This is a genomic window from Nonomuraea sp. NPDC049784, from assembly GCF_040659615.1.
In the GTDB taxonomy this organism is placed as follows: domain Bacteria; phylum Actinomycetota; class Actinomycetes; order Streptosporangiales; family Streptosporangiaceae; genus Nonomuraea.
The window spans coordinates 1-15,311 of the sequence record NZ_JBFAMX010000236.1 but is presented as its reverse complement, the minus strand read 5'-3'; the positions used below and the strand labels follow the sequence as shown (position 1 = coordinate 15,311).

General features: G+C 70.3%; 13 protein-coding genes. 8 read left to right on the top strand and 5 right to left on the bottom strand.

The genetic code is table 11. The annotated features are described in order from the left end of the window. On the top strand, positions 1-1,275 hold a 1,275-nt coding region (locus AB0J09_RS35170; RefSeq protein ID WP_360700471.1), incomplete at its 5' end, for an MFS transporter. A 279-nt stretch (positions 1,276-1,554) separates the two neighbouring features. On the opposite strand, the gene AB0J09_RS35165 is transcribed toward AB0J09_RS35170, so the two are convergent. Both AB0J09_RS35165 and AB0J09_RS35160 read right to left on the bottom strand, forming a co-directional pair. Then, positions 1,555-1,950, bottom strand: coding sequence for a cold-shock protein (locus AB0J09_RS35165; RefSeq protein ID WP_360700468.1), 396 nt, complete (start codon positions 1,948-1,950; stop codon positions 1,555-1,557). A gap of 88 nt (positions 1,951-2,038) precedes the next feature. Beyond that, positions 2,039-2,659: an HAD hydrolase-like protein gene (locus tag AB0J09_RS35160; RefSeq protein WP_360700465.1), complete on the bottom strand. Its 621-nt coding sequence runs from the start codon at positions 2,657-2,659 to the stop codon at positions 2,039-2,041. A gap of 117 nt (positions 2,660-2,776) precedes the next feature. Between AB0J09_RS35160 and AB0J09_RS35155 the strand changes: the two genes are divergently transcribed. Then, the gene (locus tag AB0J09_RS35155) at positions 2,777-3,172 is read left to right on the top strand and encodes a hypothetical protein (RefSeq protein WP_360700462.1); all 396 of its coding nucleotides are present in this window, start codon (positions 2,777-2,779) and stop codon (positions 3,170-3,172) included. Between the two features lie 83 nt (positions 3,173-3,255). Continuing rightward, positions 3,256-3,873 (top strand): helix-turn-helix domain-containing protein, encoded by a 618-nt coding sequence (locus AB0J09_RS35150; protein WP_360700459.1) that lies wholly within the window; start codon positions 3,256-3,258, stop codon positions 3,871-3,873. Here AB0J09_RS35150 and AB0J09_RS35145 read toward each other — a convergent pair. Further along, positions 3,866-4,786, bottom strand: coding sequence for a hypothetical protein (locus tag AB0J09_RS35145; RefSeq protein WP_360700456.1), 921 nt, complete (start codon positions 4,784-4,786; stop codon positions 3,866-3,868). The two genes, AB0J09_RS35150 and AB0J09_RS35145, sit on opposite strands and share 8 nt — an antisense overlap. 45 nt (positions 4,787-4,831) lie before the next feature. Here AB0J09_RS35145 and AB0J09_RS35140 point away from each other — a divergent pair, with 45 nt between their 5' ends. Then, a complete protein-coding gene (locus AB0J09_RS35140) occupies positions 4,832-7,201 on the top strand; it encodes a helicase-associated domain-containing protein (protein WP_360700453.1) in 2,370 nt (789 codons plus the stop codon). Between the two features lie 247 nt (positions 7,202-7,448). On the opposite strand, the gene AB0J09_RS35135 is transcribed toward AB0J09_RS35140, so the two are convergent. Beyond that, on the bottom strand, positions 7,449-8,885 hold the full coding sequence (locus AB0J09_RS35135) for a hypothetical protein (protein ID WP_360700450.1): 1,437 nt from the start codon (positions 8,883-8,885) through the stop codon (positions 7,449-7,451). Positions 8,886-9,238: 353 nt separating this feature from the next. On the opposite strand from AB0J09_RS35135, the gene AB0J09_RS35130 reads away from it, so the two are divergent. The 3 genes from AB0J09_RS35130 (at position 9,239) to AB0J09_RS35120 (ending at position 12,958) form a co-directional block, all read left to right on the top strand. Next, a complete protein-coding gene (locus tag AB0J09_RS35130; protein ID WP_360700447.1) occupies positions 9,239-10,714 on the top strand; it encodes an AMP-binding protein in 1,476 nt (491 codons plus the stop codon). A gap of 99 nt (positions 10,715-10,813) precedes the next feature. Next, positions 10,814-11,170, top strand: a complete 357-nt coding sequence (locus AB0J09_RS35125) for a hypothetical protein (protein ID WP_360700444.1) — start codon at positions 10,814-10,816, stop codon at positions 11,168-11,170. A 141-nt stretch (positions 11,171-11,311) separates the two neighbouring features. Next, the gene (locus AB0J09_RS35120; protein ID WP_360700441.1) at positions 11,312-12,958 is read left to right on the top strand and encodes a DNA repair helicase XPB; all 1,647 of its coding nucleotides are present in this window, start codon (positions 11,312-11,314) and stop codon (positions 12,956-12,958) included. A 227-nt stretch (positions 12,959-13,185) separates the two neighbouring features. Here the strand turns inward: AB0J09_RS35120 and AB0J09_RS35115 are convergent, their stop codons facing one another. Then, the gene (locus AB0J09_RS35115) at positions 13,186-13,521 is read right to left on the bottom strand and encodes a hypothetical protein (RefSeq protein WP_360700438.1); all 336 of its coding nucleotides are present in this window, start codon (positions 13,519-13,521) and stop codon (positions 13,186-13,188) included. 157 nt (positions 13,522-13,678) lie between these two features. Between AB0J09_RS35115 and AB0J09_RS35110 the strand changes: the two genes are divergently transcribed. After that, positions 13,679-15,311, top strand: a 1,633-nt coding sequence (locus AB0J09_RS35110) for an AAA family ATPase (protein ID WP_360700435.1), incomplete at its 3' end; no start/stop codon positions are given.

Below are 15,311 nucleotides of genomic sequence, written 5' to 3'. Positions count from 1 at the left end.
AGCGCGGGCGACGCGCTGGTCACGGTGGCGCTGGCGAGCACGGTGTTCTTCGGCGTGCCCGTGGGCGAGGCCCGCGGCTCGGTGGCTCTCTACCTGGTCATCACGATGCTGCCGTTCGGGCTACTCGCGCCGTTCGTGGGGCCGATCCTCGACAGGTTCAGGTCGGGGCGGCGCTACGTGATGGCGGGCACGCTGTTCGGGCGGGGGCTGCTCTGCTTCGCGATGGCCGCCGCGGTGGGTCCAGGGGACCTGCCGACGCTGTTCATCGGGGCGCTGGGCGTGCTGGTGCTGTCGAAGGCGTACAACGTGTCGCGAGCGGCGATCATGCCGAGCGTGCTGCCCGCCGACATCACGCTGGTGTCGGCGAACGCGCGGGTGGCCCTGTTCACGTTAGTTTCCGCGGGAATCGCGGTGCCGGTCGGCGCGGGGCTGACCGCGTGGCTGGGCAGCGCGATGGTGCTGCGCGTCGCGATGGTGGCGTTCCTCCTGCTGGGAGTCGCCGCGGTACGCCTGCCGCGCCACATCGACTCGCCTGACCTGGAGGAGGAGGGCGCGGCGCCCCGGTGGCGCACCCTGCTCAAGGTGGGCCCCGCGGTCGCCGAGGCCGTCTGGGCGAACGTGGCGCTCCGGGTCTTCTCCGGGTTCCTGCTGTTCTTCCTGCTGTTCCTGGTGCAGGACAGGGCGGTGCCGTGGCTGACCGCGGGGGCGCAGGACCCGTTCTTCGACATTCCCAAGACGATCGCGCTGCTGGCGGCCGCGGCCGGGCTGGGCGGCCTGGTCGGCGCCGCCGTGGCCAACTGGACGCGTAACCACTCGCCGCAGCTCATCGTGCTGGTCACGCTGGCCGTGACCGTCGTGACCGGCATCGCGACCGCGGTCTTCTTCGGCCTGTGGACCGCAGTCGCCATCTCGCTCGTCACGGCTTTCGCGCAGGAGCTGGGCAAGCTGGCGCTCGACGCGATCGTGCAGCGGGAGATCGGCGAGGAGGTGCGCTCGTCCACGTTCGGCGTGGTGGAGGCGGTGCTCCAGCTCGCCTGGGTGTTCGGCGGCCTGGTCGGGCTGGTGCTGTCGCTGACCGAGAGCAGCGTGGCCGGGCTGGTCGCGCTGGCCGTCGCTTTGACGGCCGCGCTCGGCTGGTTGCTGATCGCCAGGAGGAAGCGCGTGCGCGCGACCGACGCCAAGCTCCGCAGGGAACGGGCCGAGGCCGGCGGGCACGACCCTCAGCGGGCCGACACCCTCGACCCGACCAAACCCCTCACCAACCCCAACACCTGAGCCGCCGTTTCGAGCACACCCGGCCCGCCGACGCCGGCCTGTGGAACGCGGTGACACGGCCGCGTGCCGGTGGGCCACAGGGCGCGCCGACGCTTGGTGACCGGTCTCGACGGCACAGCGCCACTGCGGGGGACGCGGCGACGCGGTGCGGAGTGCGATGCACGGCCTCAGGTGCGCGGCCTGGGCTGGGGTCAGGCGCGCAGCCTGCGGCAGTCTCTGGGGCGGCGACCGACGGTGACGTCGGACGCGCGGCCTGCGGCGGCCGCAGGCGCGGCAGCCTCAGGCGTCGAGGTCGTCGGCGACGGCTCTGAGCACCTGCGCGATCTTCTTGGCGTGCGCCGCGTCCGGGAGCTTGCCGCGCTGGTAGGACGTCGAAACGTCGTCGAGCAACTTGATCAGGTCTTCGACGATGACCACCATCTCGTCCGGCTTCTTCCGCTTGCCCTTGGGCTTGGTCTTGGCGAGGGTCGGCGGCTGTTCCAGGATCCTGACCGAGAGCGCCTGTTGGCCGCGACGGCCCTCGGCCACCCCGAACTCGACCTTCTGACCAGGCTTGAGCGGGGCCGCACCGGTGGGCAGCGCGGATGAATGCACGAAGACCTCACCGCCGTCGTCGCGGGTGAGGAAGCCGAACCCCTTGTCGGCGTCGTACCACTTGACCTTGCCACTCGGCACAGGGGACCTCGTTCAAACAGTCGAAAAGATGGATGGATGTAGGTTATGCCCCTGAGAGCGCCAGGGCGACCGGGTAAATCCCGAACAATTACCGGAGTTCATCATGCTTGCGCCAACCGGCGAACCAGGCGGGAAATTCGGTCAGGTCGGCCAGCGCCACGTCTGTTCCGTGTTCACGCAGCTCTCCCACCGTGTAGGGGCCGGTCGCGACTGTCACGCTCACGGCGCCGCCCGCACGTGCCGCCTCGATGTCCGCGACATGGTCACCAACATAAGCCGCCGCGCCGAACCGCGCGAGTGCGGAGCCCTTGGCTGCACCGAAAACCGAGCCGACCACTTCGTCCACGGCGAGGCCGAGAACTTTGACCGTGCCGATGGCGTCCCGCAGGTTCTTGCCCGTCACCACGATCACCCGGCCGCCACCGGCCCGTACGGCCTCGATGGCGTCGTACGCGCCCGCCATGGCCGTGTGCACCGGAACCCCCATTTCCGGATATATCTCCCTATAGAGGTCGGCGGCCGCCGCTACCTGCGCGGCAGGCACCCAGTTGGCCAGCTCCACCTCCAGCGGCGGCCCCAGCCTGCTCACCACTGCCGCCGAGTCAATGGGCACGCCCAAGCGCACCGCCAGCTCGTCGAAAACGGCGGCAATCCCCTCTCGCGTGTCCGCCAATGTCATGTCAAGGTCGAATCCCACCGAAGTCGTCACACGTGAAGGATGCCAAACGCCGCCCAAGCACACGTAACGGCGGTCCCCCACCGACACCCCTTGTTGTGGGACCGTAGGAATGGGATGAAAGGAATTACTTATCGGAGAGGAGCGGCTGTGACCGACACCCCCAAACCGCCGCACACCGGAGACCGGCTCGTCGCCTCCTCCGCCCCGCCGCGCCCCCACAGACCCGCCAGACCGGGCGGCCCTGCCCTGACGGCGTGGCACCGGACCGTGGGAGCCCTGGCCTACCTGGTGAAGGTCGCCTCCAGAGTGGCCGCGCTGGTCGTGGTGCTCTATGCGGTGTTCACGGTGTTCAACGCCAACGCCGCAAACGTCTGGTACCAGTTCGTGGAGTCGCTCGCCTCATCGTTGTCCCTGGGCCTGGCCAATCTGTTCGAGCTCGCCGACCCGCGCTGGACGACGCTGGTCAACTACGGCCTCGCCGCGGTCGTGTGGCTGATCATCGGCTCCGCGCTCGCGGGCCTGATCCGGCGCGCCGCGCCATGAGCGCAGCCCCCGCTACATGCGGCGGACCGCTGAAGGCGGCCCGCCGTTACGACTACTCTCAAGGCGGAGGTAACAGGATAGATATGACCAGATCAACCCGTGAGCGGATCATCGATGAGGCCCTGCGGCTGTTCGCCGAGCGGGGCTACTCCGCCACTTCCGTAGCGGAGATCGAGGCCGCCTCAGGGCTGTCTCCCGGCGCCGGAGGGCTCTACAGGCACTTCAAGTCCAAGTACGAGGTGCTGGCCGCGGCGATCAACGAGCACGCCACCCGTACCAGGAGTCAGGTGGCGGAGAGCCTGGCCGAGCTGAGCACCATGGAAGCGTCGGTGGATCTGGAGGAGCGACTGTCCCACGTGTGCCGCGCCGGGCTGGCCAAGGTGCGCGAGGAGTCCGAGCTGACCAGGGTGTTCTTCCGCGACCTGAGCCAGTTCCCCGAGCTGGTCGCCGTGGTGCGGGAGGGGCTGCTGCAGCCCATGTTCGACGCGATCGTGACCTGGTTCAGGGCACAGCCCGAGTACCAGGACGTCGAACTCGACTGGACGGGCATCTCGGCGGTGCTGGGAGGCTCCGTGGTGCACTACCGGTTGTTCCAGGAGACCGTGGGCGAGCTGCCCGGGCACGCGGAGAAGGACCAGTTCGTCGCCGCCTGGGTACGCCTGGCGGTCGGTCTGCTCCCCAGCCCCGCGCCCGTCAGCTGACGTCCAGCAGCCGATAGGCCAGCCACACTACGCCCAACCCGGTCCCGAGTATGAACATCGTGCCGCTGACGTCGTAGAACTGCGTGAAGAACGCCTGTACCCCCGGCTCGCTCCCCACCCGCAGACCCCCGATGAGCACGCCGCCCACCAAGTAGCCGAACAGCGGGGCGCCGACCCCGAGCAGCTTGTCGCGCAGCGTCCAGCTCTCGCTGAACAGCACGATCACCGCGCCGGCAGCCCACACCAGCACGGGGACCTCGAAGATCGCCACCGGCGGCAGATCGAACGGCAACAGCAACGCCGCCACCACCAAGATGACCATCGCGGCGGTTTCGCGCGGGTGCTCCTTGACGATGGTCCTGGCGTCCCTGCCGCCGGTCGCCATCGGGTTCGCGCTGGACATGGCCACCCTGCGCAGCCCCGCGAACGGCAGCCCCCGGCCCGGCCGCCTGCCGAGGCTCTCCTGCGCGATCCTCCGGTACGCCTGGACGCCCGGGGGCGCGTCACCGTCGTCCACGATCGTGGGGAAACGCATCGTGGAGGCCGTCTCCTGGCGCAGGGCCGACTCCTCCCCCAGCGTCCCTGGACGCTGCTCGGGCGCCGCGGCGCCTTGCGGCTGCCCCTCGGGATCGTGGCCGGTGGGGGGACCGTAAGTGGACGCGTCGCGCTTCGTGGGAACGCCGGCCTCGGCGAGCCTGCGGGCCTCGCGCTCCACCAGGGCCACCGGGTCGCCGAACCTGGCCAGCACCTTCGACACCTCGCGGGCGTTCTGGCTACCGCGCCGCTCGACCTCGATCCTGGCCCGCAGCCGCTTGGCGAAGTCGAGCCGCTGGTCGGCCCTGAGCACGCCGTGGGCGGCGTCGGCCGCCTTGGAGACGTAGTTCAGCACGAGCTGGTCCGCGCGCTCTATCACGTCTAGCAATGCTGCCCCAATCAGGGGGGACATACCATGGCATCGATGGAGTTCACGGAGTGGATCAGGGGGCGCACCGACGAACAGCTACGGGCGCTCGTCTCCGCGCGGCCCGAGCTGATCACTCCGGTGCCCGCGCATCTGGAAGGTCTGGCGTCGCGGGCGGGCAGCCCGTCGGCGATCGGCAGGGTGCTCGACCGGCTCGACCGTTTCACGCTCGCGGTCGTGGAGACGCTGGCCGTACAGGACGGGCCGGTGGCCAAGGAAAGGCTGCGCGAGCTCGTGAGCGCTGCCCTGGGCGGCGCCGGCCCAGAGCCCGACGCCGGCACTGCGGGCGGCGGGGGCGATGCCGAGCCCGCGCTGTCGGCGGCTCTCGACAGGCTGTGTGACCTGGCGCTGGTCTATGGGCCCGATGACGCGCTCGACCTGGGCCCCGGCGTGCGCAAGGTGCTCGACGACCCGGCCGGGCTCGGGCCGCGGGCGGTTGACGCGTTCCGGCATCACCCGCCAGAGCAGCTCGACGAGATGGCCGACGACATCGCGCCGGGCACCCGGGGCTCCGGCAAGGAACGGCTGGCGGCCGCGCTGGCCGAGCCCGCCGCGCTCATCGGGTCCGTCTCGCCCGAGGCCAGGGGCGCTCTCGACCAGCTCGCCTGGGGCCCGCCGACCGGCCGCGTGCCCAACGCCAGGCGCGAAGTACGCGTGGCGTCCGCCCGTTCGCCCATCGAGGAGCTGCTGGCCAGAGGGCTGCTGGCGGCCACAGGTGAGGAGAGCGTGACGCTGCCCCGCGAAGTGGGGCTCTACCTGCGTGGCGGCCGGGTGCACCGCGGCCTGCTGGCCGTTCCCCCGCCGCTCGAAGGGGCCACACGCGACAAGGACCTGGCCGATCGTACGGCGGCCGGGCAGGCGTTCTCGTTCGTCAGGTCGGTCGAGGAGCTGTGCGATCGGTGGAGCGTCGATCCGCCGGGCGTGCTGCGTACCGGCGGCCTGGGCGTGCGCGATCTGAAGCGCACGGCCGGCGAACTGGACCTGCCCGAGTGGGTGGCGGCGCTGGTGATCGAGGTCGCGTACGCGGCCGGGCTGATCGCGGCCGGCGGCGGCGTGGACGGCGAGTGGCTGCCCACCTCCGGCTACGACCTGTGGCGGGTGAGGGCGACCGCCGACCGGTGGGTCGCACTCGCGACCACGTGGCTGCACATGGACCGCGTGCCCGGCCTGGTCGGTGAGCGGGACGAGCGTGACAGGCCGCTCAACGCCCTGCACACCGACCTGCGCCGCGCCTCCGCGCCCGGAGTCAGGGCGGCCACGCTGGGCGTGCTGGCCGCCGAGCCGGGCCTCGCGCCCTCACGTGACTCCATCCTCGAACGGCTGACGTGGGAGCAGCCGCGCCGCCGGGGGCCGCTGCGCGAGCGGCTCACCGAGTTCGCGCTGCGGGAGGCCGAGCAGGTGGGCGTGACGGGGCTGGGTGCGCTGTCGGTGCACGGCCGGGCGCTGCTCGAGGGCGGCGACCCGGCGGAGGTGCTCGCGCCGCTGCTGCCCGAGCCCGTCGATCACGTGCTGCTCCAGGCAGACCTCACCGCCGTCGCGCCCGGGCCGCTCACGAGCGAGCTCAACCGCTGGATGACGCTCACCGCCGACGTGGAGTCGAAGGGCGGTGCGACGGTCTACCGGTTCAGCGAGAGCTCCATCCGGCGGGCGCTCGACGCCGGGCACGGGGGCGAGGAGCTGGTGTCGATGCTGGCCCGCCACTCGGCCACGCCGGTGCCGCAGGCGCTGTCGTACCTGGTGACCGACGTGGCCAGGCGCCACGGCCGCATCCGGGTGGGCACCGCGAGCGCGTACATCCGCTGCGACGACCCCGCGCTGCTCGACCAGATCACCGCCGACCGGCGCTCCGCCGCACTGCGGCTGCGCCGGCTGGCCCCCACCGTCATCGCCTCCCGCTCGTCCAGGGCGGCGCTGGTCGACTCGCTGCGCGCCATGGGGTACGCGCCCGTGGCCGAGTCGCTCGACGGCGATGTGATCATCTCTCAGCTCGACAGCCGCCGTACCGAGGGGCCTGCGCCGGTCCGTACCGTCGCCGCAGGCAATGGGCTGGATCCCGAGGTGGCGACGGCAGCCGTGCGTGCTCTGCGGGCCGGCGACGCGGCGCACCTGGCGCGGCGCGAGCCTGTGGAGGCGCCGGGGGGGCAGGTGCCGCGCGGGCCCGCGACGGCCACCATCTCGGCCCTGCAGGATGCGATCAAGCAGGGGGTACGCGTGTGGATCGGCTACCTCGACTCACAGGGCAACGCGACCTCGCGCATCCTGGAGCCGGCCCGGATGGAGGGCGGCTACCTGACCGCCTACGACGAGACCCGAGCGGCCGTCCACCGCTTCGCCCTCCACCGCATCACCGGAGTCTCCGGCCTCTGACCCGCCTCCTGCGCCGCGCCCCGGCTGCGCCGTCCACCGGGGCTACCTCCCCGCGACGTGCGCCCGGCCCATCGCCAGCTCGCCTGTGAAGAGCCCCTCGTGCGCCATGCCTCCCATCGAGCGCGCCGCCCGCGCGGCGCGTCCAGCGCGCCACGGCCTCTCGTGCCGTCCAGTCCTGCGGCGGTGCCGACGGTCCGGGCAGGGAGACGGCGGCAGCCAAGCGGCGCAGGGTGCGAAGCGAGCCGGGTCAAGGGCCCGTGGCGGTGGTGGCGGCCAGGGCGATCAGTGTGCGGGCGTGGGCGTCGTCTCGTTTGCCGGCCTGTCTGAGCAGCAGCGCCAGTGACCCTCTGGCCACCCTCGCCGCGGACCCGTCGCCGGATGCCAGCCGTCGCAGGAGCCGCACCGAGTCGACCGGGTACCGGACGGACAGCCCGCCGCCCAGCGCCACCACCGCCGCCAGGGCCCGGGGGTCCCCGGGATCGGCCGCCCAGTCCAGCGCGAGCCGCAGCGCCTCAGGGGCGAGCGTGTCGTCGGCGCACATGTACGACAGCGCGTTCGCCGCCGCCAACCGCTCCGCGCTCCCGCCCCGCGCCCACACCTCCAGGAACTCCTCCCGAGCTTCCTGCAGCGAGTACGCCGCCAGCGACGCCACACCCTCCGAAGCCAGCGCCGACGCGTCGAGCCCCTCCAAGGCCAGCGACCGGACCCATTCGCGCAACGGCTGCCACAGCCAGAACCCGTACCGGCCGACCAGTTCGGCGAGCACCTGATCCCGGTGGTGCGGCACCAGGAAGCCCACCCGCCCCTCATGGGACCCGATCAAGGGATGAGGACTTCCGACCGGCTGCGGCCCGCGCTTCTCGTGCGTCTGGCAGATCCGCTCGAGCCGGGCGAACTGCCGCTCGAAGACCGGCTCGGCCACCCGGTGCAGGAACGCCAGCGCCGCCGCCTCCCGCACCTCGTGCAGCGGCGGCTTGGTGTCGAACCAGGCCGCCACCTCCTCCCCCACCGGCCCCTCATCCCGCACCAGCCGCGAGGCCAGGCTCACGACCTCGGCCGGCGTCGGCAGGACCAGCGCCAGATCCCGTGCCCGGGTGATCTCCTCGGAGGTCCGCCCGGCGCGCACGTCGTACGTGCTGAGGCAGAAGTCGAACAGCTCCCCCGGGTCCGGCGCGGACCACGGTTGCTCCACCTCGACCGCCTGCGAGGGCGCGCCGTTCCTGGTGATGACCAGGTAGGAGCCCAGCTCGGCCAGCTTGCGCGCCAGGTTGACCAGCTCGAGCCTGTCGGTGCTCTCCGCGATCCAGTCGTGCACCAGGTACGCCCTGCCCGGCTCGTAGTCGGCCTTGGACAGCAGCTCGGCGGTGGTGCCGGCGGGCGAGAGCACGGTGATCGCGCCGTCGGCCAGGGACATACGGGAGAGCAGCGCGATGGCCCCTAGCCGTTTGCCCATCTCCTCCTCGCCCACGAGCACGAGCAGGTGGCGGATGGCGAGCCGACGCACGGCCTCGGGGAAACAGTCCGGCTCCAGGTAGGAACGCAGGAGCGCGTCGGCCTCCCGCCTGTTGAGGTCTCTGGTGACCGGCGCGGCAACCGACCGCACGTAGTCGGAGATGGTTATGAGGCGCTGGCGGAGCGTTATGTCGTCGAGATCGATCTCGCCCAATTCAGGCGTTTCGGTCACGAAAGTCACCCCAGGGTTGACTGGAAACTTTTCTACAGAAAATATCTTCGCCTAACAAGTTTTTTCGTTCAATACAAGGCGGTTGCGCAGCGTGACGAAGCCGCTCCGACCAGGCTTTTAGCGCGAGACTCGCAGCCGGGGCCGCTGTCGCGGACACGTCGATCATGCCCTCCGTTGCTCTTGGCAGGCCCTACGGCCGCTGGATCTCCCACCATTACATGATCTAGGCTGACAAGAAAACAAGAATAGCTATAGAGGGCGATTGTCGCTATTTACCCCCCATCCGGGCCCCGCCGACTGGGGCCAGTCAAGGGTTGACTCCACAACCTCGATCGCATCAGGTTGGGCATGTGATGTCCGAGCAAACGCTGGGCCGGTTGGCCGAGGAGTCATGGGGCCGCTTCGATGACCACGACGCGGTCTTCTACGAAGGGGTCTGGCATCGCGGCCACGCGCTCGCCGAGCGGGCGCGCCGGATGTGCGGCGGGTTCGCCGAGGCGGGGATCAGGCCCGGCGACCGGGTGGTCGTGATGATGGCGACCTCGCCCGAGGTGCCGCTGGTCTACCAGGCGCTCTGGGCCGCGGGCGCGGTGGTGACGCCGGTGGTGTTCCTGGTGGGCGCCGAGGAGCTGCGGCACATCCTGCTCGACAGTGGCGCGTCCGCGATCGTCACCTCGCCCGAGCTGGCGGAGACCGTACGGGCCGCCGCCGTCGATGTCCCGATTTATGTGGACACGAGCGAGCTGGAACGGGCATCCGAACGCGGCCCGGTGACCAGGGATCCGGGTGATCTGGCGGCGCTCATGTATACCGGCGGCACGACGGGCAAGGCCAAGGGCGTCATGCTGAGCCACCAGGGACTCTGGAAGGTGGCCAAGGACGTCTGGGACATGTCCCACCAGGAAGGCAAGAATCGCGCCCTCCTGCCCGTACCGCTCTCGCACGCGTACGGGCTGATCATCTCGGTCGCCTCGATGCACGCCACGGAGCCGCAGCAGGCGGTGCTGATGCGCTGGTTCGAGCCGAAGGCGTTCCTCGAGCTGGCCGCCGAGCAGCGCGTCCAGTTCGGCACCGTCGTGCCCACCATGATCCAGCTGCTCCTCGCCGAGCCGCTCGAGTCACACCCGCTGCCCCACCTCTCCTACCTCACCTGCGGCGCGGCACCGCTCGGGAGGGACGTGCTGGAGGAGTTCGAGCTCAGGATGCCGGGCGTGCAGATCCTCGAAGGGTACGGACTGACCGAGACCAGCGCCGTCACCACGTTCAACCCGCCGGGCAGGCGCAAGGCGGGCAGCGTCGGCCTGCCGCTGCCCGGCTACACGATCACCATCCGCGACGGCGACGGCGAGGCGATGGAGGTCGGGGACGTCGGCGAGATCTGCGTCTCGGGGGACTCGCTGATGCTCGGTTACTGGGGCGAGCACGAGCCGGACCCCGAGGGCACCGCGCTGGCCGGCGACGAGCTGCGTACCGGAGACATCGGCTGCCTGGACGACGACGGCTACCTCCACATCGTCGACAGGAAGAAGGACCTGATCATCCGCGGCGGCTTCAACGTGTTCCCGCGCGACGTCGAGGACGCGCTCAACCGGCACCCCGACGTGGTGATCTCGGGCGTCGTGGGCCGGCCGGATCCGCGCGTCGGCGAGGAGGTCGTGGCGTTCGTCCAGCTCAGGCAGGGAACGTCGGCGACGGCCGAGGAGCTGATCGAGTGGGCGCGCGAGCGGGTGGGCCGGGTGAAGTATCCGCGCGAGGTGAGGTTCGTGGACTCGGTGCCGGTCACGAGCGTGCTCAAGCTCGACAGAAAGGCTCTACGCGCGCGGCTCTAGCCCAAGGCGGGCAGGGCTTCGGGATCTATGGTCAGATCGCACACTGCGGTCAGGCGCGTCCCAATTCCGTGATAAGTGTTGACCTGTCTGGAGGTGAACATGAGCCAGGAAGATCAGTCGGGCTATCCGTACCAGCCCTATGGCGCCTCCTACGGCGAGCAGCCGCCGCCGCAGTACGGCTATGGCTATCCCCCGCCTCCGCGCAACGACGGGCCGAGCGCCAACGCGATCGTCTCGCTCGTGCTCAACCTTCTCGCGCTCGTCTCGTGCTGCAACGTCCTCGGCCTGCCCGGCGCGATCCTGGCGGGCCTGGCGCTCGGCAGGGCCCGCACTGAGCCGCAGACCGCCCGCACGATGGTCATCTGGAGCTGGGTCCTGTTCGGGGTCGGCTTCGTGCTGGCCGCCGCCGTCTTCCTCTTCCTGGGCCTCGCCGGCTATCTGGACGACCGCACCTGAGGTCTGCCACGGCACTTCGGCGGCAGGGCCTTGGACTAATCCGGGCTCGCGGGTTGTTGGAGTCTCGGAGCGGGGCAGCCGGGATCAGGAGACGATGGTCCTGTTGCGCGAGGCCCCGTACGAACCCACGGAGAAGTCCCAGTGAGCGATGGACCGCTGATCGTCCAGTCAGACAAGACACTGCTGCTCGAAGTCGATCACGAACGGGCGGGCGACTGCCGTAAGGCGATCGCGCCGTTCGCCGAGCTCGAGCGCGCTCCAGAACACGTACACACCTACCGCGTCACCCCCCTGGCCCTCTGGAACGCCCGTGCCGCGGGGCACGACGCCGAGCAGGTCATCGACGCGCTGATCAGCTTCAGCCGCTACCCCGTGCCGCACGCGCTGCTGGTGGACATCGCCGAGACCATGGCCAGGTACGGCCGGCTGCGTCTGGAGAAGGACCCGGGCAACGGCCTGGTGCTGACCTCCACCGACCGGGCGGTCCTGGAGGAGGTGCTGCGCTCCAAGAAGATCCAGCCGATGCTGGGCGAGCGGCTCGGCGCGGACTCGGTCGTCGTGCACCCGAGCGACCGTGGCAACGTCAAGCAGGCCCTGCTCAAGCTGGGCTGGCCGGCGGAAGACCTGGCCGGCTACGTGGACGGCGAGCACCACCCGATCAAGCTGCTGCAGGACGGCTGGGCACTGCGGCCTTACCAGCGGGAGGCGGCGGACGCGTTCTGGAACGGCGGCTCCGGCGTGGTCGTGCTGCCCTGTGGCGCGGGCAAGACCATCGTCGGCGCGGCCGCCATGGCGCACGCGCAGGCCACCACGCTCATCCTGGTGACGAACACGGTCTCGGCCCACCAGTGGAAGACCGAGCTGCTCAAGCGCACGTCGCTGACCGAGGACGAGATCGGCGAGTACTCCGGCTCGAAGAAGGAGATCCGCCCGGTCACCATCGCCACGTACCAGGTGATGACGACCCGGCGTAAGGGCGTCTACTCGCACCTGGAGCTGTTCGACGCCCGTGACTGGGGCCTCGTCGTCTACGACGAGGTGCACCTGCTGCCCGCGCCGATCTTCAGGATGACCGCCGATCTGCAGGCCCGCAGGCGCGTGGGGCTGACCGCGACGCTGGTGCGCGAGGACGGGCGCGAGGGCGACGTGTTCTCGCTGATCGGGCCCAAGCGGTACGACGCGCCCTGGAAGGAAATGGAGAACCAGGGCTGGATCGCGCCCGCTGACTGTGTGGAAGTACGCGTCACGCTGACGGACGAGGAGCGGCTGGCGTACGCGATGGCCGAGTCCGAGGAGCGCTACCGCTTCTGCGCCACCACACCGTCCAAGACGCACGTGACCGAGGCGCTGGTCCGCCGTCACCTGGGCGAGCAGGTGCTGGTCATCGGCCAGTACATCGACCAGCTCGACGAGCTCGGCGAGCACCTCAACGCGCCAGTGATCAAGGGCGAGACCAGGGTCAAGGAGCGCGAGCGGCTCTACCAGGCGTTCCGCGACAAGGAGATCCAGGTGCTGGTGGTGTCGAAGGTGGCGAACTTCTCCATCGACCTACCGGAGGCGGCTATCGCGATCCAGGTGTCGGGCACGTTCGGCTCACGCCAGGAGGAGGCCCAGCGGCTCGGCCGGGTGCTGCGGCCCAAGGCCGACGGCGGGGGCGCCCGGTTCTACACGATCGTCAGCAGGGACACGGTGGACCAGGAGTTCGCTGCGCACCGGCAGCGGTTCCTGGCCGAGCAGGGGTACGCGTACCAGATCATCGACGCCGACGACGTGTTCGGAGAGGTGTAATGCCCGGCCGCTCGTCTCGAGCGGCCAGGCATGTTCAGCGTGGTCTCACGTCCACGAGACTCCTCGGGCCGAAGACAATCGAACCACCCCCCTCACCTGCGTACTATCACGCCGCCTGCGACATACCCCCATGATCCGACAAACCCACCTGATATGCCCGAATTTTTCGGTATTACCCGTTGGTTAACCTATCGGTGGGTTCACTGCGGCAAGGCGCGATCCGGCTCTTACCGCACCATCAGGCCACCGAGGAACAGCACGCCCTCCGCGACGACCCAGGAGACCACGCCCGCGCCCATGATCCGCCCGAACGTACGCGGGTCGTTCCTGGACCACGGAAGGAGCCAGGCGGCCGCCGTGCAGCCGACGGCGAGCACGGCGAACAGCCCTGACGCCGTGGAGACCGTACCAAGACGCTGGGAGCACGTCGAAGCGGACTCGCCGCCCGTGCAGAACGCCTCCAGACCCCAGCCCGCGAACACCGACAACGTCCAGAGGGCTGCGAGCAGGAGGCTCGCGATCGTGGGAATGATCGGCGAGAAACGCAGCTGAATCCGCGCCATCACCAATCCCTACCCCTCCCGGACAACCGCTACTCGCCCGCCCCGCCACACGGCCGGGCACACCCGGGAAATGCTTTGGAAGCCACCCGGCGTCGCGACTAGACTGGCCGATTCGCTGCCTTAACCACCTCCGAATACCACCCAGGGAGGCTTTCGCGTGCCCGGACACCAACTCGCCCCTGACATACCCTCCGACGTGCTCGCCGCCGAGCAGGCGCACCTGGCCCAGTCCAGGGCCGCGCTCAAGGCCATGCGCGCACACGCCCAGTCTCTGTCCGCGGACGCGGCGGGCGACTGGGTGTCGCAGCAGATCCTCCAGGCCCTCCTCGACCAGCGCGTGGCCGCGCTCGCCGACCACCCGGACACACCGCTCTTCTTCGGCCGCCTCGACCGCACCGAAGGCGACGACCTGCCCAGCACGATCTACGTCGGCCGCCGTCACGTGCACGACGGCGGCAGCAAGCCCCTGGTCATCGACTGGCGCGCCCCCGTGTCGCGCGCGTTCTACCAGGCCAGCCCCACCGACCCCATGGGCGTCGGACGGCGGCGCCGCTTCGGCTACCACGGCGGCGCACTGACGGCGTTCGAGGACGAGCCGCTCGGCGACGGCACTGAGATCGGCCCGTCGAAGATCCTCACCGACGAGATCGAACGCCCCCGAACCGGCCCGATGCGCGACATCGTCGCGACGATCCAGCCCGACCAGGACGAGATCGTCCGCTCCACCCTGGCCCAGACGGTATGCGTCCAGGGCGCGCCAGGCACGGGGAAGACCGCCGTGGGCCTGCACCGGGCGGCGTACCTCCTGTTCACCCACCGCGAGCGCCTCGCCAGGGCGGGCGTCATGATCGTCGGGCCCAACCGCGCCTTCCTCTCCTACATCTCTTCCGTCCTCCCCGCGCTCGGCGAGGTCAAGGTCGACCAGACCACGGTCGCGGGACTGCTCGGCGCGCACGCGGCGCCGGAGGACCCGATGGTGGCGGCGATGAAGGGCGACGCCAGGATGGCGGCGGTGCTCGAGCGCGCGCTCTGGCTGCACATCGTGAAGCCCGAGGAGGGCGTGGTGTTCACCAAGGGGGCGTACCGCTACCGGGTGGCCGACTACGAGGTACGCGAGATCGTGGCCTCCTTGCGCGGCACCACGCGATACAACCCAGGTCGGGCGGCGCTGGCCCAGCGGTTGGCTCACATGGTTCTGGTACGAATGGAGCAGCGCGGCGAGTCGCCCGATGACCGGGTTCAGGACGCCGTGGCCAGGTCGAAACCGGTGAAGCAACTCGTAGATACGGTCTGGCCCAAACTAACGCCAGAACAGGTCCTTTATCGCCTGCTCGCAGATCCGGAATTTCTCGCCAAAGCCGCTAAATCTGATTTGTCGCCAGAAGAGCAAGAACTGCTCATTTGGCGGAAACCGTACCGCGGCTGGAAGTCCGCCAAATGGTCGGCCGCGGACGCCGCTCTCCTGGACGAGCTCGGCGACCTGATGGAACGCACCGCGTCCCTGGGTCACCTGGTGGTGGACGAGGCCCAGGACCTTTCCGAGATGCAGCTGAGAGCGCTCGGCCGGCGCTGCCGCAACGGCTCGGCCACCGTCCTGGGCGACCTGGCCCAGGGCACGACCCCGTGGTCGACCAGCTCCTGGGAGTCGGTGCTCGAGCACCTGGGCCAGCGCGAGGGCGAGGTGACGGAGCTGACGCTCGGCTTCCGCGTGCCGCGGGAGGTCCTCGACTACGCCGCCCGCCTGCTCCCCTCCATCGCCCCCGAGCTGGCCGCTCCCCGCTCGCTCCGAC